The organism is Psychroflexus lacisalsi (assembly GCF_020164495.1).
In the GTDB taxonomy this organism is placed as follows: Bacteria; Bacteroidota; Bacteroidia; order Flavobacteriales; family Flavobacteriaceae; genus Psychroflexus; species Psychroflexus lacisalsi.
The window spans coordinates 154,263-181,146 of sequence record NZ_JAIQYZ010000005.1 but is presented as its reverse complement, the minus strand read 5'-3'; the positions used below and the strand labels follow the sequence as shown (position 1 = coordinate 181,146).

The window sequence follows — 26,884 nt, the reverse complement described above, 5'->3', positions numbered from 1 at the left end:
CACTCTGTACTTCAGTAAGTGCATTGTAGAGGGGAACCGCATTGTTCTGAGCATACTCACAGATCGCCTTTGCATCACTTTTGTCTGTCTTTACCTTGGCCAGTTTCATCTGGATAAACCGCTTGATCGACAAGGGATTGATAACGGATACTGCTACTGCATTTTTGTAAAGAAACTGTGCGAGTCTGTAATGATAGTAACCTGTTGCCTCCATGGCTACTAATGAGTTCTCTGGCAATCCTTTAAAGAACTTTTTAAACCCAGACTCATCATTGTTAAACTGATGGTGACCGCTAAGGCTGCCATAAACATCAAATACATCTTTACTAATGTCAACTCCATAAGTTTCTTTATATTTATTCATAAGAACTGATTTATGAAAGAGCATACTACCTTACTCACAACAACTTAAAAACGAAATCCAAAGTCTCACATAACTTAAGCGTGGTTGAGATAGTAAAAAGAAAGGGAATTATCAATGTTGACGAAGTCTAGGCTTCACCGTGTATAGTAACCTTAATCCTCTCTTTTGTTCTTTCTGATTTATATCACAATTTAAAGAGAATCAAACTTAAGCCGTGTATAAACCATTGCTGGGTCTGTGCTCATCTGGAAAATCCCTGCGGAATTTTCACGTAGATTTGTACTTGGAATGGTTCGTGCTTTAACACGCAACGGTCCATACACAACAACGTTGTGTTTCATACTAGAACAGCAGTGAAAAAAGAAAATCATCAATGAAAAGATCCTATTACTCGAATAGCATACAAAAATTTTTACTTGACAATGATTCGAGCATTTTAGGTGAATTAACTGCTAATCATAGCAATCGAACTCTTGAAGAATTACAAATAAATGCTTGGAGAAAGCAGATTGAGGTACTCAAGAATCAGCTCAAGGACTTAAAGGGGAAAATATATTTTGAATTTGCCATTCCCAGAATGGGTAAGCGAGTAGACAATATCATAATAGTTAATGATGTAATTTTTGTTGTTGAATTCAAAGTAGGTGAAGGTGGATATGAAAAACACGCCATTGAACAAGTGATTGACTATACAATTGACCTTAAAAATTTTCACGAAGGCAGTCATCATACAAAACTCATACCTATTTTAGTAGCTACTAATGCGTCAATTATAAATCAAACAAGCAGTGATATATTAATTTATAAGACGGCTGCAAAAACCAACAAAGACAATCTTTCTGACACTATTCAAATTTTCGTTAATAGCGATAATATACCAATTGATATAGAATATTGGGAAAAGTCTATTTACAAACCTACTCCGACAATAGTAGAAGCAGCACAAGCCTTATACAAAGGACATAATGTGCTGGAAATCACACGATCTGACTCAGGAGCCATAAATCTTTCAAAAACGGCAAATAGTATTAACACAACTATAGAGAAGTCTAAACGAGAAAAAATAAAATCAATTTGTTTTGTAACCGGAGTACCAGGAGCAGGCAAAACCTTAGCAGGGTTGAATATAGCCGTTGAAAGAATGAAAGCAGACGAAGATGAACATGCTGTTTTTTTATCAGGAAATGGACCTTTAGTTGATGTACTTAGAGAAGCGCTCACCAGAGATGAATATTTTACAGCAAAGCAAAACGGAAATAAAATCACTAAGAAACAAGCTGCTATTAAAGCAAACGCTTTCATTCAAAACATCCACCACTTTCGAGACGACAACTTACTTTCAGACAAAGCACCAATCGAGAAAGTTGTAGTTTTTGACGAAGCACAAAGGGCTTGGACAAAAGAACAAGCAAGTTCCTTTATGCGAAGAAAAAAAGGAATAGATGATTTTAACATGTCAGAACCTGAATTTTTAATTGAGGTTATGAACCGCCATTTTGATTGGTGCACTATTGTCTGTTTAATTGGAGGAGGCCAGGAAATTAATACAGGTGAAGCAGGCTTGGAAGAATGGATAAATTCTTTACAAAATCATTTTGCAGATTGGAATGTACACTATTCAAACTCAATTTTAGATAGTGATAATTATTTAAAATCCCAAGAGTCCAAACAATGGCTAGTTAACAACGGAATTAGTGAACCTGATTTACATCTTGCAGTTTCAGTGAGATCTTTTAGATCTGAAAAATTGTCAAACTTTATTCATGAGTTATTAAATGTCAACATAGACAACTCCAAGCAGATTTATTCAGAAATAAAAGACTCATATCCAATCGTTTTGACTAGAGAACTAGAAAAGGCAAAAAGTTGGTTACGCCAACAAGCGAAAGGTAGTGAACGAATAGGATTGATTAGTTCATCAGGTGCCAGAAGACTTAGACCAATTGGCATTGATGTCAAAAATGAAATATCTGCACCTAATTGGTTTTTAAACAATAGTCAAGATATCCGTTCTTCTTATTTTTTGGAAGAAGTAGCGACAGAGTTTGATATTCAAGGTCTTGAAATTGATTGGGCTTGTGTGGCATGGGGAGGCAATTTTTATATGAATAGTAAGTCTTGGAAATACTAGAGTTTCAAAGGGACTAAATGGCAAAACATAAACAAAGAGTTAGATAAAGAATATTTGAAAAACACTTATCGAGTGCTTCTTACCCGAGCTAGACAAGGTATGGTATTATACATTCCTAAAAGCAGTGAAATTGATCAAACTCGACCCAAGAAATTTTACGATCAGACATTCGAATATTTGAAAGAAATCGGAATAAAAGAAATTGAATAAAAAGTACGAAAACACAACATTGGCTATACGTAATGCGGGCTAAAGTGATAATATGAAAGCAATTACATCAAATAAACAAACTGCTAAACGGAAAGTCAAGTGCTTTGAAATAATGCACTACGTATAGCCGCGACCGTTGCCATTCATTGTAAAAAAAATTCACAATAAATATTAAGAAAAAATAATATGACAAAAAAACTCTTTTCCTTATTGCAGGAATAATATCATTAATTGTTTTTATTGGCTCTATGACTGAATCGGATCCAAAAACATTTTTCGGTTACTCAGTAAGTCATTGATTTGTTAAAGCATTTTGGCTTTCAAATACCATATTAATATTTAATGCTTACAGACAATGATGAGTTTTGCCATGTGAGTGTAAAAATTGATTTCAAATTAAATAATATGGAAGTTGATGGTGGAAATCTTCAGGTTTACGTGATAGATCCAAGAAGTAAAAGACAACAACTAACAAAAATCACAATATCTAATACAAGGTTAGCTTATAATTTTAATTATAGATATTTGAGGAGTTATGGTAATCATCATAAAGACGAATATGATGAAGATTATAGTTATAATTTACCTTTCAAAACTTCAAATGAATTTAGAGTAAATCAGGGTTACAATGGTACATTTTCTCATCAAAATCAAAATGCTCTGGATATAATCATGCCTATTGGAACCAAAATTATGGCAATAAGAGAAGGTATTGTTACTGAAGTCGTTGAGAAAAATAGTAAAAACTGCGCACAAGAAGAATGTAAAAAATACAACAACAAAATAATTATATATCACCCAGACGGCACCTTTGCAGAATACACCCATATTAAACAAAACGGTTCTGTAGTTGAGGTTGGCGATGAGATTTCCAAGGGGCAACATATTGGCTTTAGCGGAAACGTGGGATGGAGTTCTGGCCCTCATTTGCATTTAGTCGTGTTTAAACAAAAATTATTTGCAAGAGAAACCTTAGAAACAAAATTTAGGACTGGAGATGGAACTCAAAAGGAATATCTGCTTGAAAAGGAAGCGTATTCTAGAGGTTATTGAAATCCTTTCAGGAAGCCCAAGAGAAAAATTGAATCTCTATATGTTCAGGTCTTAATCATCCTCGTCTTTCTCGATTTTGCACTTGGAAGTTTTCTAACTGGATTGAATTATCAGAATTAGGTTTTATCGAGTTTACATCCTAAAACTTCAAATCATTAGAAAACTCCGCCTTTTAAATTTGATTTCATATCAATAAATAATCATGTCGATTGAGTGATGAAATTGGTATCTCAATGATTTAAATTAAAAGACAGTCAGCGAAACCTATCGATTCTAAATTTTACTTGGACGTAATTTCAAAAGCCTGTTTTGCAATTTCCAGCTCTTCATTGGTGGGAATGACTAAAATTTTGGCTTTGGAGTGGGCGGTACTTATTTCATTAATTTCAGCACTATGTTTTCCATTTTTAGTAGTGTCTAACTCCAAGCCCAAAACATCCATGTCTTTACAAACAAGTTCACGAAGCAAGGCGCTATTTTCGCCGATTCCAGCTGTAAAGACAATCGCGTCGAGACCGTTGAGTGCTGCAGCATAAGCTCCAATGTACTTTTTGATGCGGTAAGCGTTCATGTCTAAAGCCAATTGACAATTTTTATCTCCTTCTTCAGCTTTTTTCTGAATATCCCGCATATCATTATGACCGGTTAAGCCCAACATGCCACTTTCTTTAAGCAACAGTTCATTGACTTCATCTGCAGAATAGCCTAACTGATTGATGAGGTAAAAAATAACCGACTGGTCGATGTCTCCGGCACGAGTTCCCATAATGAGCCCGTTTGCTGGTCCAAAACCTAAGGAATGGTCTATAGCGAGTCCGTCTTTTAGAGCTGTTATGCTGCAACCGTTTCCTAAATGTATCGTGATCAACTTGGAAGCAGAACCATTTTTGGCTTCCAAAAAGGTTTTGGCTTTTTCAGAAACATATTTATGGCTGGTCCCATGAAAACCATAAGCTCGGATGTCATGTTCTTCCATTAAATGTTTAGGGATGGCATATTGATAAGCTTTTTGAGGCATAGACTGAAAAAATGCCGTATCAAAAACAACTACTTGCTGGGCTTTGGTAAAGACGTTTTCGGCAACTTCAATGCCTTTTAAATTATGTGGATTGTGTAGTGGAGCTAAAGCTGATAAGCTTTTTATTGCTTCCTTTACATTTTGGGTCACCTTTGCAGTTTTAGAAAACGATTTTCCACCGTGTACTACTCTGTGGCCAACAACTTCAATATCGTCTTTATTGGCAATCACACCAATTTGATCATCCATTAAAAGCTGATTGATTTGGGCCAAGCCTGTTTGGTGGTCTGGAATATCCAAAACCTTATGCGTTTTGAAATCACCTTTTTGAAAGGTGATTTTGGCTTCTTTGGAGCCAATGCGTTCAATCAGACCTTTAGCAATAACAGCCTGGTTTGGCATTTCTATCAATTGATACTTTATGGTAGAACTTCCGGAATTGATGACTAAAATTTTCATCTGTTTAAAATTTTGTTGTTTTCTGAAAATGTAGAAAACTAAAACCTCTACACTTTCAGGAATTCACATCAACTTATATTGATCATGTTGCCATAGCATGTTCAAAAAAGTTTATGCTCATTTCATAATTAAAGACCTTGTGCTTGTATAGCGGTGATGATAACGGTGTTAAAAATATCGTCAATTGTACATCCTCGGCTCAAATCGTTAACAGGTTTGTTAAGCCCTTGTAACATGGGTCCAATGGCAATTGCTCCAGTTTCCCGTTGTACGGCTTTATAAGTGTTATTTCCTGTATTTAAATCTGGAAAAATCAAAACTGTAGCTTGCCCGGCGACTTTAGAATCAGGTAGTTTGCTTTGTCCAATGGCCAGATCTACAGCGGCATCATACTGAATGGGACCTTCAATATTTAAGTCAGGTCGTTTTTGTTTTACAATTTCTGTGGCTGCTCTCACTTTATCCACATCAGCTCCTTTTCCAGAAGCACCAGAGGAGTAAGATAGCATAGCAATTCTTGGTTCTATTCCAAAGGCTTTGCTAGATTCTGCCGATGATATGGCGATTTCTGCCAATTGCTCGGCATTGGGGTTAGGATTGATGGCACAATCGCCAAACACAGAAACCCTGTTTTCCAAACACATAAAAAATACTGAGGATACTACAGAAACATCAGGTTTCATCTTTATGAACTGTAGAGCAGGTTTTATAGTGTGTTGTGTGGTATGTGCTGCTCCAGAAACCATGCCGTCAGCCAGACCTTTATAAACCATCATGGTTCCAAAATAGGAGACATCTCGTATCAAATCTTCAGCGATGTCTATGGTCATCCCTTTATGCTTTCTCTCCTCATAAAGAGTTCCGGCAAAATCCTGAATATGGTCTGAGTCTAAAGGATTGATGATATTGATCGCATCAAAATCCAGTTTAACACTCAATCTTGCAGCAGCTTCTTCGATTTTATCTTTATGTCCCAAAAGGGTTAAGTCTACAAAATCCATCATGGCTAATCGTGAAGCAGCTGTAATTATTCTATCATCGCTACCTTCAGGAAGTACGATGTGTTTACGCTGAGTTTTAGCGCGTTTCAATAAATTATACTGAAACATTCTTGGGGTCATTCCCTTATGTTTGAAGGTGATGAGTTTATCTGAAAGTCTATCAACATCGCAGTATTCGTCAAAAGTATTTAAGGATAAAAGGATCTTCGCTTCATTATCGGCGTACATATGAGATCTCATGTCTCCAATTTTATTGGCAACTTCAAAGGTATTTTCCTCAACTGAAAGAATTGGGATGATGGACTGTAAACCTTCGATGAGCTTTATGATAGGCTCTTCGGGAATTAATCCTCCAGAAAGAACGATTCCTGAAATTTTTGGGTATTTGCTGGAAATGTTGGCTTGAAGGGCTCCCAGAATGATATCTGCCCGATCTCCTGGAGTAATGACTAGACAATCTTCTTCCAGGTGAGTTAAGTAATTCCTCAATTGCATAGCACCAACGGTAAAACTGCTGCTTTGATTGTTTAAAAACTCCTCGCCAAACAAAACTTTGGCATCCACAGATTTTACAATTTCTCTAAGTGTTGGATTTTTTAAATTTGGAATTAATGGAATAGCATTGACAACCACATTCTTGGGTAGTTTTTTCTCAACGCCATTAATGATTTTTTCTATATTTTCTTTTTGAACTTTATTGGCAATGACGGCCGAAACTTTCACTCCTTTTTCATCAAAGGAATCGTAAGCTAAATTTAATCCGTTGATAAACTCATCTAAACTTTTACCAATACCGCTGGAAACAATTATGGTAGGTAAGCCTAAGTTTTGAGCGATTAATATATTGGCATCCAATTCAATCGCAGTGCCTTCCCCAGAAAAGTCAGTGCCCTCAACGAGCATAAAATCATTTCGATCTTCTAAGGCTTTATACTTTTCAATAATAATGTCCAGTATTTCTCCGTCTTTATTGGCATTTCGCTTGCTTATAAATTCTGAACGCGTAAGGGCATAAGCTTCGTCGTGTTGAATTTTTAAATTGAAATGTGACAAAATGGTATTAATATGATTGTCTTTATTCCCTTCTGTATTGTTATCTATAATGGGTCTGAAATAGCCAACTTTAGCAGTTTTAGTGAGCAACATTCTCATCAAACCCAAAGCCACAATAGACTTTCCACTATTGGGTTCGCTAGTAGCTATGTAAATACCTTTGTTCATTAATATTGAATTTTTGAAAATTACGACATAAAACGTATAAAGTGCAAAGGTCCTTTTTAATGTTCATTTTTATCATAAGAGACGATTAAATTTTAATGATATCGATCAGCTTACATTTGATTTTAGGGAGAAGAATTACTGAAAAAGTTAACTTCCTATACACTTAAAGAGGAAGAGAGGTGTTATACAAGTTGTCTCTTTTAGTCAGGCTAAAGTTCAACATTATGCTAATAAGTTAAGCGTGAGGGATAGAAGAGAAAAGCTCAGGAAGTAAAGCTTTTTAAAAAATGAGGCCTGGCAAAGCGACCAACGGAAGCTCTTGCTAAGCCTATATTTTTTTGGCTTTTCTGAACTGACTTGTAGCAAACAGCCCGACCTCTGCCAGTTTTAGGCAGGGGGGACGCCCAAAAAAGTGTTTAATGTATTGAACCGTAATAGGATATATTTCGTAAATTAATCAAACCATTGTTAAAGCGATTTGTGAAAAAGCGATTATTTTATATCTGTATTGCTACAATTTTTGTTTATTCGCCGTCGTTTGTCAATTGCCACCTAGGGTAGCCCTAATTTGATTTGTTTAAATACTATGAAGTATCTCGTTATAATTTGTTTATTTTTTTTAAGCTGTACGGATGATAGACCTTTAGATACAGATGAGTTTGAAGCCAGACCTTCTTTTGAAACCAATGTCTTTCAAACTCAGTATTCAGCGGGATCAATCAACACCGGAAATGATTCTAATACTGGTCAAAATAAACTCAGAGATTTTATTGATGTAGATTTTTTGAACGAAGAGTTCAATGCTGATTATTTGGAGAGACTAAGGTTTACAGTTTTAGCAGAAAACAGTATTGACCAAACACAAAATCTAGATTTTATTTTCTTTGACAATAATGACTTAGAAACGTTTAGAGTGACAGAGCCAATTCCAGCAGGATCAACAGGGAATCCAACTCTTAAAGAGTTTTCTGTCGATCTCAACACCGAAGAAATAGAAATTATTACCTCAAGCGTGAGAGCCGAGTTTTTTGTAACACAACCCTCAACTGCGAACAATTCTGGAACTATGCAGCTAGAATGTATTGTGGAAGGAGGCTATTTATTTTCAGGAGAATGAGGTATATTTTTGTTATTGCTCTATGGGTTCTTTCAAATTCTCTATGGAGTCAAAATAAGCATTTGCTTTACAACCAAACTCACAATCCACAATCCTTAATGCTAAATCCTGGGGTTGCTTACGAAAAAACAGATTTTCATGTTGGGGTTCCAGGGCTGTCTAATATTTATGCCTCTGCCGGAAATACGATTCTGAATGTAGATAATTTTTTTAATAACAATGATTTCAATGCGAATGTTGCTCTGGCAATCAATAGGATTTCACCCAAGGATTTTGTGGCGTTCAATCAAAAGCTTGATCTTATTAATGTAGGCTGGAGCAATGGAGATCGTTACTTCACGGCAGGAGTTTATCAGGAAAGTGATGGAGTTTCCAATTTTCCCAAAGACCTCATTGAACTGGCTTATTTTGGAAATGCAGGACAGAATAGGAGTTATGATATTGGACAGATCAATTTTAGAGCCAATGTGCAAAGTGTTTTTCACTTTGGCATCAATGAGCAAGTCAATGAAGATTTACACCTTGGTGCTAGAGTAAAGCTTTATTCGTCCAGTGTCAACATAAGATCTGTAAGAAATTCTGGACAGTTTAATTCCAGGGAATCAGGAAGTGGAATTCTGCTCGAACAAAGCATTAGTAACCTGAATTTAAGGTTTGATAGTACGGGCCTTGAAGATGCAGATCAATTGTCAACAGGAAACATTCTTATCGGGTCTAATTTCGGTTTAGGATTGGACTTTGGTTTATCTTATTTTTTTGATGACCGATGGGAATTCACAGGAAGTATTCTGGATTTGGGTTTTATTAGATTCAATAAAAACACAAGGAGAGATGTATCTCGAGGTTTTTTTGAGTACGAAGGCTTAGGGATACAATTTCCAAATTTTGCAGCTGGTGACGACCTTATCTCCTATTATCAGAATCTTGGAGATGACATTGAACAAGATCTTCCAACTGAAACTACAGCAGATCCATATACTTACGTTCAACCTACTAAACTAAATGCAGGCCTGAGCTACAATTTTGGTGGTGAAGGCAGTTGGTGCGAGTGCAGAGTCAACTCACGCGGAAAGCGCGCTGGTAATCAAACTTTGAGTTTGCATGGGTTTAGCATGGTAAGTGCTGGTAATTTTTTTTACAGCATCACAGGGATGTATGAAAGAAGTTTTTGGAAAACAGTTTATGCTAAAGTAAGTTTAGGTTTGGATCAATTCAACAAGCCAAATTACGGAGCTGGATTAGCTCTGGATGTCTGGAAAATCAATCTCTTCGTGAATGTAGATCGGCTCAATCAATTTAGTAATATCTATAATGCGGAAGCCCTGACATACCAATTTGGTCTCAACTTAAAATTTTAACTTTTCCTGAACTTAACTACATATCCTAAATTTTCTAAAACAATCCAGCATTCCTGAGCGTTCACAAACTTTACCGTACCTTGGATGTGTTCAAAACCTAAAGCTGTCATATCCAGCTTCTCTCCAGGTTTCAGTTTTTGCAGGCCTCGACTCTCAAATTGGCTATCTTCTATCATAGATCTGAGGCTTTCCACTTCTTCAGAAGTAACTCTGGCGGGTTTGCCAAGCCAATACAGATACCGAACGGCATGTTTTCTATTAAAAACCCTATCTCTTTCCCCGTCTTTGATATTAACCAAGATCATCGAAGGTAATAGGGGAGTCTCCACTTTCTTTTTTCGATCACTCCACTGTTTAATCTCAACCTGAGAAGGGCAGTAAGTCTGAATACCATCGTCGAGAAGCTGCTCCGCAAGTTTTTTTTCGGACCTTGGTTTGGTGTATAATACGAACCAATGTGATTGTGCTTTCGGAGGAGATACCATAAAAAACTAATTATCCATATATTATAGATTTCATCAATCCCTAACGGTTCTAAAAGGATATTTTAGTCCTTTGAACTCATCCAGCTCAGCTACAAGAGAACCGACGGCCAGTTCTGCCTCAATCTTTATAGGTATTTTATTTTGATCTGCCGTTATCCAAAAGGTAAGGCTTTCACTTTCTTCGAAAACACGGTCTGCCATAACGTAAGGTCTAAATTTCAGACAAGCAACATACCCAAATTTAGTTTCCAGAGTTTCATAACCTAAAAATTTTGTTTTAAAATCATAGTTCTCATCATCAAAGAACATATTAAGGTAAAATTCTTGACCGATTTTCAGATCATCTGTGTTTATAGTGTTTCTGAGTTTATAAAACGCAGAAATCATATCTTGTGTTTTAGGTTTTATGTCAAAAGAATTTGTAGTACTGTGCTTGAAGTCAACGACTTTCACTCGGTTGTTCTTGTGGTTGAAAAACAATTCTTTGTGTTTCTTGTGCCCCCCCTCATTAATATCTCTTATGAACTTTAGTGGTTCACCTTCCTGGGTTGTGATATACGTCTCATAACGATCTCTCACTTTGAAGAATAAGTCCAACAAACCTACGCTTTTCCCATTACCAATGATATGAAAGACATCTTCATTATCTAGTTTAGCTTTTTTGATTTCAAGGCTAGCCTTGCTGGTATTGAACCAACCGTATTTGATTCTGAAATTGAGCAGTTCCCCTTCTTCAAATGCAGATTGAGTAAACCCTGTAAAGGTTGAAAAGCAAAATAAAAGGCTGAGGATAAGTTTCATGAATACATAACGTTTGTTCAAATGTCAATATTATCAATTAACATGCCTTTATTTTATGAGGATTTTATAATAAAAGTTTTGTCAAAATATAACAGTTTTAGCGCATGACTAAAGTTCTTTGTGATTGTAAGTTCAAAATTATTTTTAAAGTGTTCCTCTTAAATTTTGCTCTCGTTCAATGGCTTCAAATAGCGCTTTGAAGTTGCCCTTTCCAAAAGATTGCGCTCCTTTTCTTTGTATAATCTCAAAAAACATGGTAGGTCTGTCCAGAACAGGTTTAGTAAAAATTTGAAGCAAATAGCCTTCATCATCGCTGTCTATGAGGATACCAAGCTCTTTAAGAGGAGCCAAATCTTCATCGATTTCTCCAACACGATCCAGAACGGTATCGTAATAGGTTTCAGGGATATTCAGAAATTCAACACCTCTGCGTTGCAATTCACTAACGGTTTCAATAATATTATCTGTAGCTACAGCAATGTGTTGAACTCCCGCGCCATTGTAAAAATCGATGTATTCTTCAATCTGAGATTTCTTTTTCCCTTCAGCTGGTTCGTTGATAGGAAATTTAATGCGGCCATTTCCGTTGCTCATCACTTTACTCATGAGCGCTGTATATTCCGTAGAAATATCTTTATCATCAAACGAAAGCAGTTGCGCAAAACCCATGACATCAGCGTAGAAATCTACCCATTTGTTCATTTCATTCCAGCCTACATTTCCTACCATATGGTCGATGTATTTTAGTCCAACATCTTCAGTTTTGTAGGGTTTCGATATAGCTTTGTAACCCGGCAAAAAGGGTCCGGCGTAATCTTTTCGCTCAATAAATAAGTGAATGGTTTCGCCGTAAGTATGAATTCCAGAAATCACAGCTTTACCGTTATCATCTTCAATCGTGTAAGGTTCAGCATAAGGTTTGGCACCGCGTTTTACGGTTTCTTCAAAACTTTTGGTCGCATCATCCACCCAAAGCGAGACAAATTTTACTCCATCACCATGCTCGCTGATATGCCGGTTCAGGTCACCGCCCTGGCTCAGTGGGCTAGTGAGTACCAAGCGTATTTTTCCTTGTTGCAATACATAAGACGTGGTGTCTTTTTTGCCAGTTTCCAAGCCTGAGTAGGCGATGGGTTGAAACCCCCAGGCGGTCTGATAATAATAAGCAGCTTGTTTGGCATTTCCGACATAAAGCTCAACAAAATCAGTTCCTAAAATCGGCAGAAAATCCTCTGCATCTGCATTTACTTTTTTTAGTTTTTGGCTGGTGGTATCTGTACTCATAGTGTTTTTGTTTTTAATTCAATATTTATTTTTCTGGGTGTTACCCCCAATCCCGATAACTATCGGCGTTGGGGGTCGGGCTTTTGTTACAAGTTTCTTCATCTAGTTTTGCAAATCTACTGCTGTCCTTTGGCTTCTTATAGTCGCCAAGTCCAGCAAGACTTCCATCACTAGATGAAGAAAGCTTTCCACGACAATCCCTAACGCGGGCTTACTCGCTAGTGGTTGTCCTCTAGCCAGGATTTATGATAGCTATCATCAGCAATGGCCATACCTTCCTCTGTTATTTTCAAAGGCTTGAAGGTATCGACCATAACCGCAAGTTCTTCCGTTTTCGTTTGACCAATACTTCGTTCTACTGCACCAGGATGAGGTCCGTGAGGAATCCCTGCCGGATGCAAGGAAATATGTCCTGCTTCAATATCATTTCTGCTCATAAAATCACCGTCGACATAATATAACACCTCGTCACTATCTATATTGCTATGATTGTAGGGCGCAGGAATGCTTTCCGGATGATAATCAAATAATCTCGGACAGAACGAACATACCACAAAAGCATCGGTCTCAAAAGTTTGATGCACAGGAGGTGGCTGGTGAATTCTACCAGTAATTGGTTCAAAATCATGGATGGAGAACGCGTACGGGTAGTTGTAGCCGTCATAACCCACCACATCAAAGGGATGTGTGGCATACACCATATCAAACAACTGATTTTCTTTTTTCACTTTGATTAAAAAGTCACCCTTTTCATCATTGGTTTCTAGCTCATAAGGTTGCCTCAAATCCCGTTCACAATAAGGAGCATGCTCTAGCAATTGTCCAAAATGATTTCTGTAGCGCTTTGGTGTGTAGATAGGCCTTCGAGACTCAACTATAAACAAGCGATTATCTTCAGTTTCAAAATCAATTTTATAGATAACTCCTCTCGGGATGAGCAAATAGTCTCCGTATTTAAAATCCAGATTACCCAGATGCGTTCTCAATTTCCCTTTCCCTTTGTGGATGAAAAGCAATTCATCTGCATCCGCATTTTTGTAGAAGTAATCTTTGGACGACTCCGTCGGTGCGGCCAGAATGATGCTTACATCTGAGTTATGCAAAACGGTAGTTCTACTGTCTAGATAATCGGGTTGAGGTATGGTTTTGAATCCGTGAAATTTGTAGGATTTTAGATTTGTATTCACTGCAATTTTTGGGGTAACATCTTTATGTCCAAGAATTTCTTTGACCTGGGTGGGATGATGTTCGTGATAACTATTGGTTGACATACCGTCAAACCCAATGGTTCCAAACAGCTGCTCACGATAAAGAGAACCGTCGGGTTTTTTAAAGATGGTGTGTCTTTTATGTGGGATCTTACCAAGTTTGTGGTAGAAAGGCATAATTTTTACGATTTAATCAAATATCGTGAAAATAGATGTAAACTGAAAAACTTAGAATAATTATCTAAACAATTGTTATAGCAAGTTGAATTTTAAAACTCACATCAAAACCAATATCCAATACTTATAAACCAAATGCTATCCTTGGTTTCTGGTGAATAAGAATACTTTAGATCAATAGGCCCAAGGATAGTTTGCGAACCTAAGCCAACTCCGTAGCCAGAAAAATCGGGTGTGCTGAGCCAGTTTCCATTGGAGAGTAAATCGTCTTCAACGTTGGCATAATTGGCGGTAAAAATGAGGTGGTTTTTTTTGTAGAAATTATAATCGAGTTGCAATACTCCTTTAATGTAGGAGTTTGCTGAAAGCGTAAAAAAATCGTAACCCAAAAAATGGGAGAAATTATTGATAGTTTGATTTCCAAACCCGCCTAAGAAAAAATTAAGCCCAGCCAGGTCTTCATTTCCTGTTCTAAATCCCAATTCTGAGCTGATAAAAGCAGATAGCCTGTTAGAAATTGGGTGGGCGTAAGCAGCTTCTCCTTTGGCAATGGCAAATTCAGAATAATCGTCAAAAAGCGGGAAATAAATGTTTAACTGTCCAGAAAAGAAATGGCCAGAGCGAGGATAAAACTTATCATCCATAGTATCTACTTTTAAATATCCATAGGTGCTGAACAGGTTATTTTTTTCAATAATGGTTTCTGCTCCGTTCATTACAGGGTCTTCTATAAATGTTTCAGTCTTGGCCTCCAGGAACTTATATTCAGCGCCTATTCCAAATTTAAAATCCTTGGTAAGAAAGGTTTCAGCAAAAATCTGATTGGTAAAGTCATCATTTTTTAATCTCACCTGATTCAAATTCAGAGGATTCTGAGAACCTACATTCTGTTGTATAAATTCAAAATTGACATCATCTTCAAATTGATTGAATCTTGAGGAGACTCCAATACTCCAGTAACGGCCTTTATCTATATAGTAGTTAAAATTATATCTAAGATTATCCCCAATAATCAAATCCAGGGAAGCAACATCGTTGGTGAAAAATAAGCTCTTCTGCGTCAGATTAGCCAAAAAACTTGTCTTGTAAAGCTGATCATAATGAACACCAAATTTCAATTGAGTATTCTGATTACTCTCGTATATTTTTAAAGTTAGGTCTTTGTAGCCATTATTCTCGGTGAGTGAATAATTAATTTTTTCGAAGCTTCCTGTAGCGGACAAATTGTTGAGACCTGCATTCAATTCCTTGAAACTAGTTTCTTGAAAAGACTCAATTTTTAGTTTCCCCCGTATATAATTTCTTGGAAACGTTTCATTACCTATGATGTCAATATTGCCAATAGAAATACTATCCTTTACGTTTATGGAGGGACGGTAAGTTTTTCTGTTTTGTGCTTTAGCGACATTTTTGAGGGACTCAAACTTTTCTGTTGCTGCGATTTCTCCATTCTCAATTATTTTTTCACCCTCATCAAAAGATAGCACAGTAAATTTTTTGATATCCGGTTTGATATATATATCAGTTTTCAGGCTTTTTTCTTCAGCGGCTCTAATCGTTCTGAAATTATTTACCTGAGCCAAAATCTCAAATCCACTTTTTAAATTCTCTCTTTTTCTTAAATCGTCCTGGACATCTACTCCTATAATGATATCCATCCCTTTAGCTCGAACTTCCTCCACAGGGAAATTGTTGAGTACACCACCGTCTGTTAGCATCGAGCCATCGATATAAACAGGACTAAACAATGTTGGAATAGCACCACTGGCAGAGAGTGAAGTTGCAAGATCACCTTGTTCCATGACGACTTGTTCTCCAGTCTCTACATTGGTGGCTACGCATAAAAAGGGAATAGGAAGCTGAGAAAAATCGTCTCGTTTTACGTGAGATAAAAGCTGAGCATAGAGGTTATAAATATTTTGCCCTTTGGACAATCCTGACGGTAAATTAATTTTGAAATCGTCAAAAGGAAGTTTGAGTACATAACGTTCTGAGTCATTTCTTTCATTAAAACTTTTAGATTTTCGAGGTAAATTATCCTGAATTAAAGCGCTAAATTCAGTCTCTTTAAAAATTGAGTCCAACTGCTGCGTAGTGTATCCTGATGCATAAAGACCCCCAACAATAGCACCCATACTTGTTCCGCCAATATAATCAATCTTAATACCTGCTTCCTCAATGATTTTTAATACCCCTATATGAGCGAGTCCCTTTGCACCACCACCACTTAACACCAAACCCACTTTGATATCTTTCCCAGATTTTTGAAGACTGTCAAGTCTGTTTAGATCCAAATTTTGACTCCAAACGAATACAGGGAAAAGCAGTAGTAAAAAGTTAAGTTTCATTTTGATCGTTGTGGTAAAATTTATAAACAAGGTTAGCTTTGGAGATTCCAATAACATCTTCTAGTTCTTTTAAACTCGCTTTTTTTACTTTTGTTATAGATCTGAAATGCTGAAGCAATTCTATAGAGGTTTTTTCTCCAATTCCTGCAATTTGTTCCAGTTCTGTACCAATTGCACTTTTACTCCTTTTATTTCTGTGAAATGTGATGCCAAACCTGTGAGCTTCGTTTCTCAACTGTTGAATGATCTTCAAAGTTTCTGTCTTTTTATCAAGATACAAAGGGTACTGATCGCCTGGATAAAACAGTTCTTCAAACCTTTTGGCAATGCCAATAATTGGCACCTTACTTCTTAAGCCAAGGCGTTCCAAAGCTGTAACGCCAGAGGACAATTGTCCTTTTCCCCCGTCTACAATGACGAGTTGCGGTAAGGGTTCATCTTCTTCCAGCAAACGTCTGTAGCGTCTATAAACGACTTCTTCCATGGAGGCAAAATCATCGGGACCTTCCACAGTTTTGATATTGAATTTTCTATAGTCTTTCTTACTGGGTTTACCGTTTTTGAAAACCACACATGCCGCAACCGGGTTGGAGCCCTGTATATTAGAATTGTCAAAACATTCAATATGTCTAGGCTCTTCATTCAGTCGCAAGTCTTCTTTCATTTGTGCCATGAGACGATTGGTATGCCGGTCAGGATCTACAATTTTCATTTGCTTGAAGCGCTCCATACGGAAATATTTAGCGTTTCGTGTAGAAAGGTCCACAATGGCTTTTTTATCTCCGAGTTTTGGAACGGTAACTCTCACGTTTTCTCCAGCTTCCACTGCAAAAGGCACATAAATCTCTGGAGATTTCGACTCAAAGCGTTGTCTTATTTCTGTGATCCCCAGTTCTAATAACTCCGAATCGCTTTCATCCAGTTTCTTTTTCATTTCGATGGTGTGCGAACGTATGATGGCACCATGTGATAATTGCATAAAATTGACATATCCATAACCTTCATCACTCACGACAGAAAAGACATCTACATTGCTTATTTTTGGATTGACTACTGTAGATTTAGACTGATACTTTTCCAGAGTAGTGATTTTACGTTTTACTTTTTCAGCTTCCTCAAATCTCATTTCTTCAGCCAAATTGTTCATTTGGTCTCTGAAGTCTTTTAGAGAATCCTTCAAGTTTCCTTTTACGATGTTCCGGATCGCTTCAATTTGTTTAAGATATTCTTCTTGGTCCTGAAGATCTTCGCAAGGCCCTTTGCAATTGCCAAGGTGGTATTCCAGGCAAACTTTATATTTACCTTGTTCAATTTTAGTTTTCGATAAATCGTAATTGCAGGTTCTGAGTTGATAAAGACCCTTTATTAAGCCCATAAGCGTTTTTACGGTACGTATACTTGGATAAGGTCCATAATATTCACTCCCGTCTTTTATGACTTGGCGGGTAAGAAAAACCCTGGGGAACCGTTCGTTCTTAATGCAAAGCCAAGGATACGTCTTGTCATCCCTCAACATAATGTTGAAGCGAGGCTGCAGTTTTTTAATGAGGTTATTTTCCAGCAACAAGGCATCCATCTCAGAATCCACAACGATGTGCTTGATGTTTTTGATTTTCTTGACCATTACTCCAATGCGATGACTGTCGTGCTCTCTGTTGAAGTACGAGGAAACCCTTTTCTTTAAATTTTTGGCCTTACCAACGTATAAAATCCTGTCGTCTTTGTCGTAATATTGATAGACTCCAGGTTGTTCCGGAAGGGTTTTGACTTGTATATCTAGTTCTGTGGTTTCCATAAATTGATCTCACTACAAAGTTAAACGATATGCTTGAAGTAAGAGAAGGTTTATGAAGATGAAACATGTTTCGAATTTGAATAACCTCCATTATGAAATTGAAAGTACAGGTATAAGTACTTTTGTTTATATTTATTCTATGGAAATAGTAAATTACACAAACTTTAGATCAAACCTTAAGCATTGGTTTGACAAAGTCATTGATGACGTGAGTGATGTCGTTATCAAAAGAAAAAACGGAAAGGATTTAGTTTTGATTTCTTTAGACGAATATAATTCTCTTAAAGAAACAACCTATTTGCTGACTGGGAAGAACAGAGATATTTTACTCGATTCTAATAAGGAACTTGAAGAAGGTAAGGGTACTCAAGAAGAACTAATTGAGTAATGAGTATTACTTGGTCGACTAAATCATGTGAGGATTATTTGTACTGGCAAAAAGTTGACAAGAAAATAGCTAAACGCATAAATGAACTTATCAAAAGTTGCATGCGAACTTCTTTTGATGGAATTGGAAAGCCAGAAGCTTTAAAAGGAGTCTTACACGGTTATTGGTCCAGACGTATCACTTCAGAACATCGACTGGTATACAAATATGAAAATGATAAATTATATATTGCAGCATGTCGATATCATTGTTAGAATACTTTAGACAGACGTAATAATTTGATGTGCTATATAAGCCATTAGCATATAAGAGAAGAAAATCTGTAATAATAGATTTGAAATTTTAAACCAGCACCCTCGTCACTCGTTGAGAAATTCTGGTAATCACTTCGTAGGGAATAGTTTGTTGCTCAATGTCAAAGTCAATTACTGTGTTATTTTTTCCAAAAACCTCCACTTCATCACCTTCTTCACAATCGATGCCTGTCACGTCTACCATCAAGGTATCCATACAAACGTTGCCTATAATCGGTGCTTTTTTCCCATTGACCAGAATTTGGGCTTTGCCATTTCCAAAAATTCTGGAAATTCCATCGGCGTAGCCAAGAGGCAGTGTAGCGATTTTGGTGGTGTGTTCAGCTTTGAATTTACGTTCGTAACCCACGCTATCACCTTTCTGGATGGTTCTTAATTGGGCGATCACAGTTTTCAAGCTGGCTACCGCTTTTAATAGTTTGTGTTCAGTCGGATTATTTCCATAACCGTATAAAGCGATTCCGGCACGTACCATGTCAAATTCAGCTTCGGGAAAATTCAGAATCCCACTAGAATTACAAATGTGACAAAGGAAATCATAATCTAAATGAGATTCAAAAAAGGTTTTTGCTTCCGTAAATTTAGCAATCTGAGCTTTGGTAAATTCAACTTCATTTTTATTTCCTGAAGCCGCCAGGTGTGAAAAAACTCCAGCAACTTTAATTTTAGGCTCTAACTCTAAATGCTTCAAGATTGAATCCAATTCAGTTAACTCAAATCCTAGCCGATTCAATCCTGTGTTGATTTTCAAATGAATTCCGATCTCATTTACTTCATGATGAGGTAATTCTTTGCATAGTCCTTCCAAAAAGCGATGGGTATAAACACTTGGCGTAAGTTGATAATCGATTAAATTGTGAATTTTCTCGAGTTGAGGGTAGAATACCAAAATAGGCACCTGAACACCAGCTTCTCTTAATCGAACACCTTCCTCAATGTAGGCAACTGCCAAATGTTCTGCTCCCAGCTTAACCAAATGTTTTCCGATGATAATAGAATCTGTTCCATAAGCGAAAGCTTTCACAACTCCCATCATTTTGGTATTCGGACTCAGATTGCTTTTCAGCAAATTGAAATTGTATTCCAAAGCCTTGAGGACAATTTCCAGACGGGTTTCTAGAACTTTGGACATTATTCAGCTTTTTTTTTGTTGGGTCAATTCTTCAGGATCTTTAACGTCGATATGCTTTATTTTCTCCTTCAGCATAGCTTTGAAGTAAGCTGCTCTGCTCAATGGTTCGTACTCATCGGTTTCACCCAATAAAACCAGGTCCTCTTTGGTGGATTTTCTGAAACTGTACTGCGCTAGATTCCCAGTTCGAGTACAAACGGCATGGACTTTTGTCACATATTCTGCAGTAGCCATCAAATTGGGCATAGGCCCAAAGGGATTTCCTTTAAAATCCATATCCAATCCGGCAACAATCACCCTCACGCCTCTGTTGGCCAAGTCATTGCAAACCGAAATGATTTCATCGTCAAAAAATTGAGCTTCATCAATACCTACCACATCGCAACTGTCTGCAAGCAGCCTGATGTTGGCAGCTGCAGGAACCGGTGTGGAGCGAATGGAATTTTCGTCGTGAGAAACCACTTCTTCATCGTGGTATCTTCTATCTATTTGAGGTTTAAAGATTTCTACTTTTTGTTTTGCAAATTTGGCGCGTTTGAGCCTTCGGATCAATTCTTCCGTTTTTCCAGAAAACATACTTCCGCAGATCACTTCGATCCAGCCAAATTGCTCTTTATGATTAACAGTGTTTTCGAGAAACATTTTGTAATTTAGGGCGTTAATAAATAGTTTTCACTACAAATAATCAAGGCTAAAATTAGCAAAAAATATAGGGCCTTTAAAAAAGAAAATCACAAATGTTATGAAGAGAGTTTTAGAGGATGAGCTGATAAGTCTGGCAGAGCGAATTCTAAAATTAAAGAATAGAGCAGACATTCATAAGTTGAAAAAAGAAACTGGTATTCTCTATGAGAAGTTGAGCATTTTGGCTTTTGCTGAATTACATTTTGGTGGTCTGAAGTCTGAAGTTTCTAAAACTGAATTTAAAGAAGCTTTTGAACAGCAATTTAGCGATATTGACGAAGAAAGCGGTCATTACAAGTCACCTGATGGAATGGATTACAATCCTGATCCTATTTCAGAACCCAATACGGAAAAAATAAAGGACATTGTTTCACAAATGCCTGCAGAATCTGAACAAGTAGATTTGCTTTTAGCTGAATTCCAAAAACTTACTGGAAGTTCAAAATTTAGTTCTGAAACAAACCCGCCAAAAAAAGGTGGGGAAAGCTCAGAAGAAAATAAACAGTCACCAGATCCAGAGACTGAAGAGGATAAGCCAGCTTCAAATAAACCCTATCCAACAGAAGATGACTTCAATAATTACGGAGTTCATTTCGACGATTTGCCCGATTTTGAACCAAAACCTGAAGAACAGTCAGCTCCCGATCCTGCAAAACAAGAATACCCAAAGAAAAATCCAGAAGTACCTAAAGAAGAATCAAAATCTCCGCCACCAGATCCTGAAGAAATTCAATCCAACCTAAACTCTGGACATTCCGAAAAGCGATCTCTCAATGATAAACTAAAAAAAGGCATAAAAATAGGACTTAACGATAGAATTGCCTTTACCAATCATTTATTTGGAGGGAGTACAGACGATTACAACCGCGTACTTTCTCAACTCAATACTATGTCTTCTTTTTCTGAAGTTGAATCTTTTATTCAAAACCAAGTGAAACCCGATTATAATCACTGGACTGGAAAAGAAGCAACGGAAGTCAGATTCATGGAGATTGTAGAACGTAAATTTGAGTAAGTATGTCAAAATTAATTTTGGTACCAACCCCTATTGGCAACCTTGCAGATATGACTTACAGAGCTGTTGAGGTTTTGAAATCTGTTGATGTTATTCTTGCTGAAGATACACGTGTTAGCGGGATTTTGCTCAAACATTATGGCATTGAAACGCCTATGCAAAGCTACCACATGCACAATGAACATGGAATGACAGATTCTGTGGTGAAGCAAATTAAAAACGGTCGGGAAATGGCGATTATAACCGATGCGGGCACACCGGGCATTTCTGATCCTGGATTCTTGCTCGTTAGGGCTTGTGTTGCTCAGGACATCAAGATTGAATGTCTGCCTGGGGCAACGGCTTTTGTCCCTGCTCTGGTGAATAGTGGTTTACCGAATGATAAGTTTGTCTTTGAAGGCTTTTTACCAGCCAAAAAAGGCAGACAAAAACGATTGAAAGCATTGGCTGAAGAAGATAGGACCATCATTTTTTATGAGTCACCTTATAAAATTCCTAAAACATTACAGCAGTTGGTTGAGCATTTTGGAGCAGATCGTCAAGTCTCAATTTCCCGTGAGATTTCAAAACTCTACGAAGAAACGATTCGTGGAACTTTAGCCGAGGTCATAGCTCATTTCGAAGAGAAAAAACCCAAAGGAGAATTTGTGATCGTATTGGCGGGTAAGAGTTCATAAAGCTAAATGATTGAAATTCTTCAAGTGTTGCTTGTCATCTTGAGTCAAAAACAGTGACAAGAGCTCTTTTAATTTGCAGAGGATATGATTCATCATTCGCCAAAAAACTTCTTAAGAAAGATACTCGTGTTGAGTCTTTTATATTAGAAACACTTCAATTTTTAGGAATAAAAAACCCTGAAAAATCAACTTGTATAAAACAGTTTAACATTTTCAGGGTTGTTACCAATATGTTATTAAGACTAATTAATCTCTGAAACTCTTAATGTGTTCACCATACCCTTATCTTCAATTGGCATTGCTGCCAGGTTGATGGTAAAGTCTCCTTTCTCAACATATTTCTTAGCTTTTGCAATAGAGTTGATGTCTTCTACTGTGACGTCTGTACTATCGAATTTGTCATAGAAAAAAGCCTGTACACCCCATAGTAAACTCAACTGAGTTAAAATTCGTTTGTTGGAAGTGAAAGCTAAAATATGCGAAGCTGGTCTCCATGCCGAAATCTGAAAAGCTGTATAACCACTATTGGTTAATGTACAAATCGCACTGGCGTCAATTTCATTCGCCATTAAGGCAGCGTGGTAACAAATCGATTTGGTTAAATATCGCTTTGTCTGAATTTGAGGAGCTTCATGTGGAACCCGGATAAGTGGGGAATTTTCAACACTTTTCAAGATCTGAGTCATTTTTTGGATAACTTGTACTGGGTATTTTCCCACTGAAGTTTCTCCAGATAGCATCACAGCATCGGCACCATCCATCACAGAGTTAGCAACATCATTTACCTCCGCCCTTGTTGGCGTTAGGCTATCAATCATTGTTTCCATCATTTGTGTGGCGATAATGACAGGGATTCTTGCTTGCTTTGCTTTTAGGACCAGTTGCTTTTGAATTAATGGAACTTCGTGTGCAGGGACCTCGACACCCAAATCTCCACGGGCTACCATTATTCCATCGCAATAAGCTATAATTTTATCTATATTTTTGACCCCTTCAGGTTTTTCAATTTTAGATATGATAGGAATTTTATGCGCACTATGTTTTTTAATTATCTTCTGAAGTTGCTTTAGATCACTTGCAAATCTTACAAAAGATAAAGCGATCCAGTCCACTTGCAGTTCACAGGCAAAAATTGCATCCTCTACATCTTTTTCTGTCAATGCAGGTAGTGAGATATTGGTATTTGGAAGATTAACTCCTTTTCTGGACTTTAGAGGTCCACCTTGTATAACTTTAGTTTTGACTTCACTTTTACGATCGGTGTTGATAACTTCGAAAATCAGTTTGCCATCATCAAGTAAAATGCGTTCACCAGCTTTTACATCTTGTGGGAAAGTATCGTAGTTCATGAACACACGTGTTTTTGTCCCTTCAAACTCTTCTCCTGTAGCAAAAACAATTTCATCTCCTGGTTCCACGATCACTTCATCTTTCATCACCCCAACACGTAGTTTAGGACCTTGTAAATCACCAAGAATACCAGCATTGTAGCCATACTCTTCATTAAGATCGCGAATCATTTTTACACGTTCTTTTACACCTTCGTGATCGGCGTGTGAAAAGTTGATTCTAAAAATATTTACTCCTGCATCTAGCATATCTTTCAGGACCTCTTTTTTGCTAGTTGCAGGGCCTAGTGTGGAAACTATTTTTGTTTTCTTTGTTGCTTTCATTAGTCTAAAATTAAATGTTCAGGGTGTTTTAATGCACTAGTATCTATAGTATATATCATAGATATTTGGTGCAGTTTTATCAGTTTATCTATGACGAGTTGAGGGTTGAAAATATCAAGCTCGTCCTCTATCTTTAAAAGGTAATCTACACGTTTGTAGTCTTTTAATAAGAACTCTGTTTTTATAAAATCGTCGATACCAAATAAATTTTCAGCTGCTTTAAATTCTTGCTCAATGCTTACTTTATTACAGACTAAATGAGATTTGGTGTCCCACTCCTCATTATAGTAATCGAAAACAGGAAAACCTACGACCTGACCGTTTATTTTAAGATCCAGATCATGTTCCATTCTTTTAAAATTTGTTTTTAGAATGGTATTTATAAGGTAAGCCAATTTGTGAGGTTCTTGTTGGGAATGAATGCCAATAAGTTTAAAATCACAAATTTCAAAATCAGATAAACTGAATTTCTTTTTTTTCATGATCATAATTTACAAAAATTGCCTTCATTTACGACAGAACCAATTGTAAATATATGAAACAAAACAAGATGCATCAACTCTTAGCTTGCTTAATGCGGGACTAAACGTCAAGAAAACGTTTTCGTGGAAAGTATTTTAGATATTAATGTGATTTTGAAATGTGAAATAAGCTCTTTGTGAAGCTTTTTCTTCAGCACGTTTTTTGGAAGTTTCCCTTGCTTTACCGGAGATTTCATTGTTGATGAATAATTTTACAGCAAAATGCTTCTCTTCATCCTTTCCGAAATCATCTTCAATAACAAATTCAAATGGGAATTTATTTTTCTGGCACCATTCTATCATCAGGCTTTTATAGCTGACGACTCGTTTTTCCAGTTTAGCTAGATCTACATCTTCCTGAATTACTTTTTTATAAATGAAGTTTTCGCAAGCTTTAAAACCTTTGTCAACATAAATAGCGCCTATAAGTGCTTCAAATAGATTACCATTGATGTTCTTACCAAGCCTTTCTGCTGGGATTTCCGAAAGGATCAAATCTGTAAGATTAAAATTTTCACCCAACAAGTTAAGATGTTTACGACTTACAATTTTTGAACGCATTTTAGTAAGGTAGCCTTCATCCCCATAAGGAGCGTTTTCAAAAAGGTAAGTAGAGATCACTGCGCCTAGGATTGAATCCCCGAGAAATTCCAGACGTTCATAGCTTATTATTTGCCCTTCCTCGTCTTTAGATTTCAGAGAAGTGTGTGTAAATGCCTGCTTGTAAATAGGTAAGTTACCGGGCTTAACTCTTACAATCTTTTGGATTTTTTGAAAAAAAATCCCGTCTCTGCGAGAACGGGATTCGTTTAGTATATGTTTTAAAAATTTCATTCAAAATAAATAAACTACTCCTCCATCTTTTTGAAAGCTACACAGGCATTGTGTCCTCCGAAACCAAAAGTATTACTCATGGCAACTTTGATTTCTCTTTTTTGAGGTTTGTTCAATGTCAGGTTGAGTTCTGAGTCAATATTCTCATCTGCAGTTTCATGATTGATTGTTGGTGGAACCAAGCTATTTTGCATGGCAAGAATAGAAGCGATAGCTTCTACTGCTCCTGCAGCGCCAAGTAAGTGACCAGTCATGGATTTCGTAGAATTAATATTGATGTTTTTAGCATGTTCACCAAAAACTTGTTTAATCGCTTTCAATTCTGCTACATCACCAAGAGGTGTAGAAGTACCATGTGTATTTATAGTATCTACATCTTCAGGCTTTAATCCAGAATTTTCTAAGCAATTTTTCATCACAGCGATGACACCAATTCCTTCTGGATGTGGAGCTGTCATGTGATAAGCATCAGAGGACATTCCTCCTCCAATGACTTCAGCATATATTTTCGCTCCTCTAGCTTTAGCGTGCTCATATTCTTCAAGAATAAGAGCGCCTCCACCTTCACCAAGAACAAAACCATCTCTATTGGCATCGAAAGGTCTTGATGCTTTTTGTGGGTCATCATTTCTTGTGGAAAGCGCATGCATGGAATTAAATCCACCCATACCAGCCTGAGTTACCGCCGCTTCACTTCCTCCGGTAACCATAATATCGCTATACCCCAACCTTATATAGTTGAGAGCGTCTATCATAGCATTGGCAGAAGAGGCGCATGCAGAAACTGTTGCGTAATTAGGACCCATAAATCCATGTTTGATGGAAATGTTTCCCGGAGCAATGTCTGCAATCATTTTTGGAATAAAGAAAGGGTTGAAACGTGGTGTGCCATCTCCTTTTGCAAAGTCAATAACTTCGTTTTGGAAAGTCTCTAGTCCACCAATTCCGGCACCCCAAATGACACCGACACGATATTTATCGACCACATTGAGATCTACACCAGAATCTAAGATGGCTTCATCTGAAGCTACCAAAGCATATTGTGCAAACCTGTCTAGTCGTCTCACTTCTTTTCTGTCGAAGTAATCGTTGGCATTAAAATTTTTTATTTCACAAGCGAATTTGGTTTTGAACAGGCTAGTATCAAAATAGGTAATAGGCGCTGCCCCACTTTTACCGTGTATTAGGCTATCCCAGTATTCTGATATATTATTTCCGATAGGTGTAAGTGCACCCAATCCAGTAACTACAACTCGCTTTAATTCCATGAAATAAGACTGTTTATTTTTTAGCTTCTTCTATGTAAGAGACAGCTTGACCAACTGTAGAAATGTTCTCTGCTTGGTCATCAGGTATTTGAATATCAAATTCTTTTTCGAATTCCATGATAAGCTCAACTGTATCCAAAGAATCTGCTCCCAAATCGTTTGTAAAGCTAGCTTCTGTAACAACTTCGTTTTCGTCAACGCCTAATTTATCAACGATAATGGCTTTTACTCTTGATGCAATGTCTGACATGATTGTATTTTTTTATGTTTAAATTCAGTGCGCAAAAATATAAAACTTTAGTTTAAAACAAGTTTTTAAGCTGAAAATGTGTTTAAATTTACATAATA

At 37.0% G+C, this 26,884-nt stretch carries 23 protein-coding genes and 1 pseudogene; 8 read left to right on the top strand and 16 right to left on the bottom strand.

Annotated features, from left to right (window positions below; translation table 11 throughout):
* The coding region (locus tag LB449_RS12440) for an IS110 family transposase (RefSeq protein ID WP_224455427.1) at positions 1-364 on the bottom strand (364 nt) is incomplete at its 3' end.
* A 373-nt stretch (positions 365-737) separates the two neighbouring features.
* Here LB449_RS12440 and LB449_RS12435 point away from each other — a divergent pair.
* Positions 738-2,705, top strand: a pseudogene (locus LB449_RS12435) (DUF2075 domain-containing protein).
* 342 nt (positions 2,706-3,047) lie between these two features.
* Positions 3,048-3,758: a M23 family metallopeptidase gene (locus LB449_RS12430; protein WP_224455426.1), complete on the top strand. Its 711-nt coding sequence runs from the start codon at positions 3,048-3,050 to the stop codon at positions 3,756-3,758.
* A gap of 280 nt (positions 3,759-4,038) precedes the next feature.
* Here the strand turns inward: LB449_RS12430 and LB449_RS12425 are convergent, their stop codons facing one another.
* Together LB449_RS12425 and pta are read right to left on the bottom strand one after the other, a co-directional pair.
* The gene (locus LB449_RS12425; RefSeq protein ID WP_224455425.1) at positions 4,039-5,235 is read right to left on the bottom strand and encodes an acetate/propionate family kinase; all 1,197 of its coding nucleotides are present in this window, start codon (positions 5,233-5,235) and stop codon (positions 4,039-4,041) included.
* A 128-nt stretch (positions 5,236-5,363) separates the two neighbouring features.
* Complete coding sequence (gene pta, locus LB449_RS12420) at positions 5,364-7,457, bottom strand: phosphate acetyltransferase (RefSeq protein ID WP_224455424.1); 2,094 nt, start codon at positions 7,455-7,457, stop codon at positions 5,364-5,366.
* Between the two features lie 586 nt (positions 7,458-8,043).
* Here pta and LB449_RS12415 point away from each other — a divergent pair.
* The gene (locus LB449_RS12415) at positions 8,044-8,574 is read left to right on the top strand and encodes a hypothetical protein (RefSeq protein WP_224455423.1); all 531 of its coding nucleotides are present in this window, start codon (positions 8,044-8,046) and stop codon (positions 8,572-8,574) included.
* Positions 8,571-9,932: a DUF5723 family protein gene (locus LB449_RS12410; RefSeq protein WP_224455421.1), complete on the top strand. Its 1,362-nt coding sequence runs from the start codon at positions 8,571-8,573 to the stop codon at positions 9,930-9,932. Before LB449_RS12415 ends, LB449_RS12410 begins: the two co-directional genes overlap by 4 nt.
* Here the strand turns inward: LB449_RS12410 and LB449_RS12405 are convergent.
* From LB449_RS12405 to uvrC, 6 genes are all read right to left on the bottom strand, one after another.
* The gene (locus LB449_RS12405) at positions 9,929-10,417 is read right to left on the bottom strand and encodes a UpxY family transcription antiterminator (protein WP_224455420.1); all 489 of its coding nucleotides are present in this window, start codon (positions 10,415-10,417) and stop codon (positions 9,929-9,931) included. The two genes, LB449_RS12410 and LB449_RS12405, sit on opposite strands and share 4 nt — an antisense overlap.
* 33 nt (positions 10,418-10,450) lie before the next feature.
* Complete coding sequence (locus LB449_RS12400; protein ID WP_224455419.1) at positions 10,451-11,218, bottom strand: DUF3108 domain-containing protein; 768 nt, start codon at positions 11,216-11,218, stop codon at positions 10,451-10,453.
* Positions 11,219-11,362: 144 nt separating this feature from the next.
* Positions 11,363-12,502, bottom strand: coding sequence for a 4-hydroxyphenylpyruvate dioxygenase (gene hppD / locus LB449_RS12395; protein WP_224455418.1), 1,140 nt, complete (start codon positions 12,500-12,502; stop codon positions 11,363-11,365).
* Positions 12,503-12,720: 218 nt separating this feature from the next.
* Positions 12,721-13,887 (bottom strand): homogentisate 1,2-dioxygenase, encoded by a 1,167-nt coding sequence (locus LB449_RS12390; protein ID WP_224455417.1) that lies wholly within the window; start codon positions 13,885-13,887, stop codon positions 12,721-12,723.
* A 104-nt stretch (positions 13,888-13,991) separates the two neighbouring features.
* On the bottom strand, positions 13,992-16,235 hold the full coding sequence (locus LB449_RS12385) for a patatin-like phospholipase family protein (protein ID WP_224455415.1): 2,244 nt from the start codon (positions 16,233-16,235) through the stop codon (positions 13,992-13,994).
* Positions 16,225-18,030 (bottom strand): excinuclease ABC subunit UvrC, encoded by a 1,806-nt coding sequence (gene uvrC, locus LB449_RS12380; RefSeq protein WP_224455413.1) that lies wholly within the window; start codon positions 18,028-18,030, stop codon positions 16,225-16,227. The genes LB449_RS12385 and uvrC overlap by 11 nt, the downstream gene beginning before the upstream one ends.
* A 52-nt stretch (positions 18,031-18,082) precedes the next feature.
* Here uvrC and LB449_RS12375 point away from each other — a divergent pair, with 52 nt between their 5' ends.
* The gene (locus LB449_RS12375; protein ID WP_224455412.1) at positions 18,083-18,418 is read left to right on the top strand and encodes a type II toxin-antitoxin system Phd/YefM family antitoxin; all 336 of its coding nucleotides are present in this window, start codon (positions 18,083-18,085) and stop codon (positions 18,416-18,418) included.
* Positions 18,418-18,672 carry a Txe/YoeB family addiction module toxin gene (locus LB449_RS12370; RefSeq protein WP_224455410.1) on the top strand — a complete coding sequence of 85 codons (255 nt, stop codon included), beginning with the start codon at positions 18,418-18,420 and terminating at the stop codon, positions 18,670-18,672. The genes LB449_RS12375 and LB449_RS12370 overlap by 1 nt, the downstream gene beginning before the upstream one ends.
* 88 nt (positions 18,673-18,760) lie before the next feature.
* On the opposite strand, the gene alr is transcribed toward LB449_RS12370, so the two are convergent.
* Both alr and LB449_RS12360 read right to left on the bottom strand, forming a co-directional pair.
* Positions 18,761-19,864 carry an alanine racemase gene (gene alr / locus LB449_RS12365; RefSeq protein WP_224455409.1) on the bottom strand — a complete coding sequence of 368 codons (1,104 nt, stop codon included), beginning with the start codon at positions 19,862-19,864 and terminating at the stop codon, positions 18,761-18,763.
* A gap of 3 nt (positions 19,865-19,867) precedes the next feature.
* On the bottom strand, positions 19,868-20,506 hold the full coding sequence (locus tag LB449_RS12360; RefSeq protein WP_224455407.1) for a thymidine kinase: 639 nt from the start codon (positions 20,504-20,506) through the stop codon (positions 19,868-19,870).
* A gap of 100 nt (positions 20,507-20,606) precedes the next feature.
* Here LB449_RS12360 and LB449_RS12355 point away from each other — a divergent pair, with 100 nt between their 5' ends.
* Both LB449_RS12355 and rsmI read left to right on the top strand, forming a co-directional pair.
* The gene (locus tag LB449_RS12355) at positions 20,607-21,563 is read left to right on the top strand and encodes a hypothetical protein (RefSeq protein WP_224455405.1); all 957 of its coding nucleotides are present in this window, start codon (positions 20,607-20,609) and stop codon (positions 21,561-21,563) included.
* A gap of 2 nt (positions 21,564-21,565) precedes the next feature.
* Positions 21,566-22,240 carry a 16S rRNA (cytidine(1402)-2'-O)-methyltransferase gene (rsmI, locus tag LB449_RS12350; RefSeq protein ID WP_224455404.1) on the top strand — a complete coding sequence of 225 codons (675 nt, stop codon included), beginning with the start codon at positions 21,566-21,568 and terminating at the stop codon, positions 22,238-22,240.
* Between the two features lie 242 nt (positions 22,241-22,482).
* Here the strand turns inward: rsmI and pyk are convergent, their stop codons facing one another.
* From pyk to LB449_RS12325, 5 genes are all read right to left on the bottom strand, one after another.
* The gene (pyk, locus tag LB449_RS12345; protein ID WP_224455403.1) at positions 22,483-23,913 is read right to left on the bottom strand and encodes a pyruvate kinase; all 1,431 of its coding nucleotides are present in this window, start codon (positions 23,911-23,913) and stop codon (positions 22,483-22,485) included.
* A complete protein-coding gene (locus LB449_RS12340; RefSeq protein WP_224455402.1) occupies positions 23,913-24,395 on the bottom strand; it encodes an IPExxxVDY family protein in 483 nt (160 codons plus the stop codon). The genes pyk and LB449_RS12340 overlap by 1 nt, the downstream gene beginning before the upstream one ends.
* 135 nt (positions 24,396-24,530) lie before the next feature.
* A complete protein-coding gene (gene rnc / locus LB449_RS12335) occupies positions 24,531-25,268 on the bottom strand; it encodes a ribonuclease III (RefSeq protein WP_224455401.1) in 738 nt (245 codons plus the stop codon).
* A 14-nt stretch (positions 25,269-25,282) separates the two neighbouring features.
* Positions 25,283-26,536, bottom strand: a complete 1,254-nt coding sequence (fabF, locus tag LB449_RS12330) for a beta-ketoacyl-ACP synthase II (RefSeq protein WP_224455400.1) — start codon at positions 26,534-26,536, stop codon at positions 25,283-25,285.
* 13 nt (positions 26,537-26,549) lie between these two features.
* Positions 26,550-26,786 (bottom strand): acyl carrier protein, encoded by a 237-nt coding sequence (locus LB449_RS12325; protein WP_093364943.1) that lies wholly within the window; start codon positions 26,784-26,786, stop codon positions 26,550-26,552.
* Between the last annotated feature and the right edge of the window lie 98 nt (positions 26,787-26,884).

Bases quoted from the DNA above. Each gene is read 5' to 3' on its own strand.
- LB449_RS12325 (WP_093364943.1), bottom strand. From the start codon at position 26,786: ATGTCAGACATTGCATCAAGAGTAAAAGCCATTATCGTTGATAAATTA.
- LB449_RS12400 (WP_224455419.1), bottom strand. From the start codon at position 11,218: ATGAAACTTATCCTCAGCCTTTTATTTTGCTTTTCAACCTTTACAGGG.
- fabF (WP_224455400.1), bottom strand. From the start codon at position 26,536: ATGGAATTAAAGCGAGTTGTAGTTACTGGATTGGGTGCACTTACACCT.
- LB449_RS12370 (WP_224455410.1), top strand. From the start codon at position 18,418: ATGAGTATTACTTGGTCGACTAAATCATGTGAGGATTATTTGTACTGG.
- LB449_RS12390 (WP_224455417.1), bottom strand. From the start codon at position 13,887: ATGCCTTTCTACCACAAACTTGGTAAGATCCCACATAAAAGACACACC.
- LB449_RS12375 (WP_224455412.1), top strand. From the start codon at position 18,083: ATGAAGATGAAACATGTTTCGAATTTGAATAACCTCCATTATGAAATT.
- alr (WP_224455409.1), bottom strand. From the start codon at position 19,864: ATGTCCAAAGTTCTAGAAACCCGTCTGGAAATTGTCCTCAAGGCTTTG.
- hppD (WP_224455418.1), bottom strand. From the start codon at position 12,502: ATGAGTACAGATACCACCAGCCAAAAACTAAAAAAAGTAAATGCAGAT.
- LB449_RS12355 (WP_224455405.1), top strand. From the start codon at position 20,607: ATGAAGAGAGTTTTAGAGGATGAGCTGATAAGTCTGGCAGAGCGAATT.
- LB449_RS12405 (WP_224455420.1), bottom strand. From the start codon at position 10,417: ATGGTATCTCCTCCGAAAGCACAATCACATTGGTTCGTATTATACACC.
- LB449_RS12410 (WP_224455421.1), top strand. From the start codon at position 8,571: ATGAGGTATATTTTTGTTATTGCTCTATGGGTTCTTTCAAATTCTCTA.
- LB449_RS12415 (WP_224455423.1), top strand. From the start codon at position 8,044: ATGAAGTATCTCGTTATAATTTGTTTATTTTTTTTAAGCTGTACGGAT.
- LB449_RS12430 (WP_224455426.1), top strand. From the start codon at position 3,048: ATGCTTACAGACAATGATGAGTTTTGCCATGTGAGTGTAAAAATTGAT.
- LB449_RS12385 (WP_224455415.1), bottom strand. From the start codon at position 16,235: ATGAAACTTAACTTTTTACTACTGCTTTTCCCTGTATTCGTTTGGAGT.
- rsmI (WP_224455404.1), top strand. From the start codon at position 21,566: ATGTCAAAATTAATTTTGGTACCAACCCCTATTGGCAACCTTGCAGAT.
- pta (WP_224455424.1), bottom strand. From the start codon at position 7,457: ATGAACAAAGGTATTTACATAGCTACTAGCGAACCCAATAGTGGAAAG.
- LB449_RS12360 (WP_224455407.1), bottom strand. From the start codon at position 20,506: ATGTTTCTCGAAAACACTGTTAATCATAAAGAGCAATTTGGCTGGATC.
- pyk (WP_224455403.1), bottom strand. From the start codon at position 23,913: ATGAAAGCAACAAAGAAAACAAAAATAGTTTCCACACTAGGCCCTGCA.
- rnc (WP_224455401.1), bottom strand. From the start codon at position 25,268: ATGAAATTTTTAAAACATATACTAAACGAATCCCGTTCTCGCAGAGAC.
- uvrC (WP_224455413.1), bottom strand. From the start codon at position 18,030: ATGGAAACCACAGAACTAGATATACAAGTCAAAACCCTTCCGGAACAA.
- LB449_RS12340 (WP_224455402.1), bottom strand. From the start codon at position 24,395: ATGAAAAAAAAGAAATTCAGTTTATCTGATTTTGAAATTTGTGATTTT.
- LB449_RS12425 (WP_224455425.1), bottom strand. From the start codon at position 5,235: ATGAAAATTTTAGTCATCAATTCCGGAAGTTCTACCATAAAGTATCAA.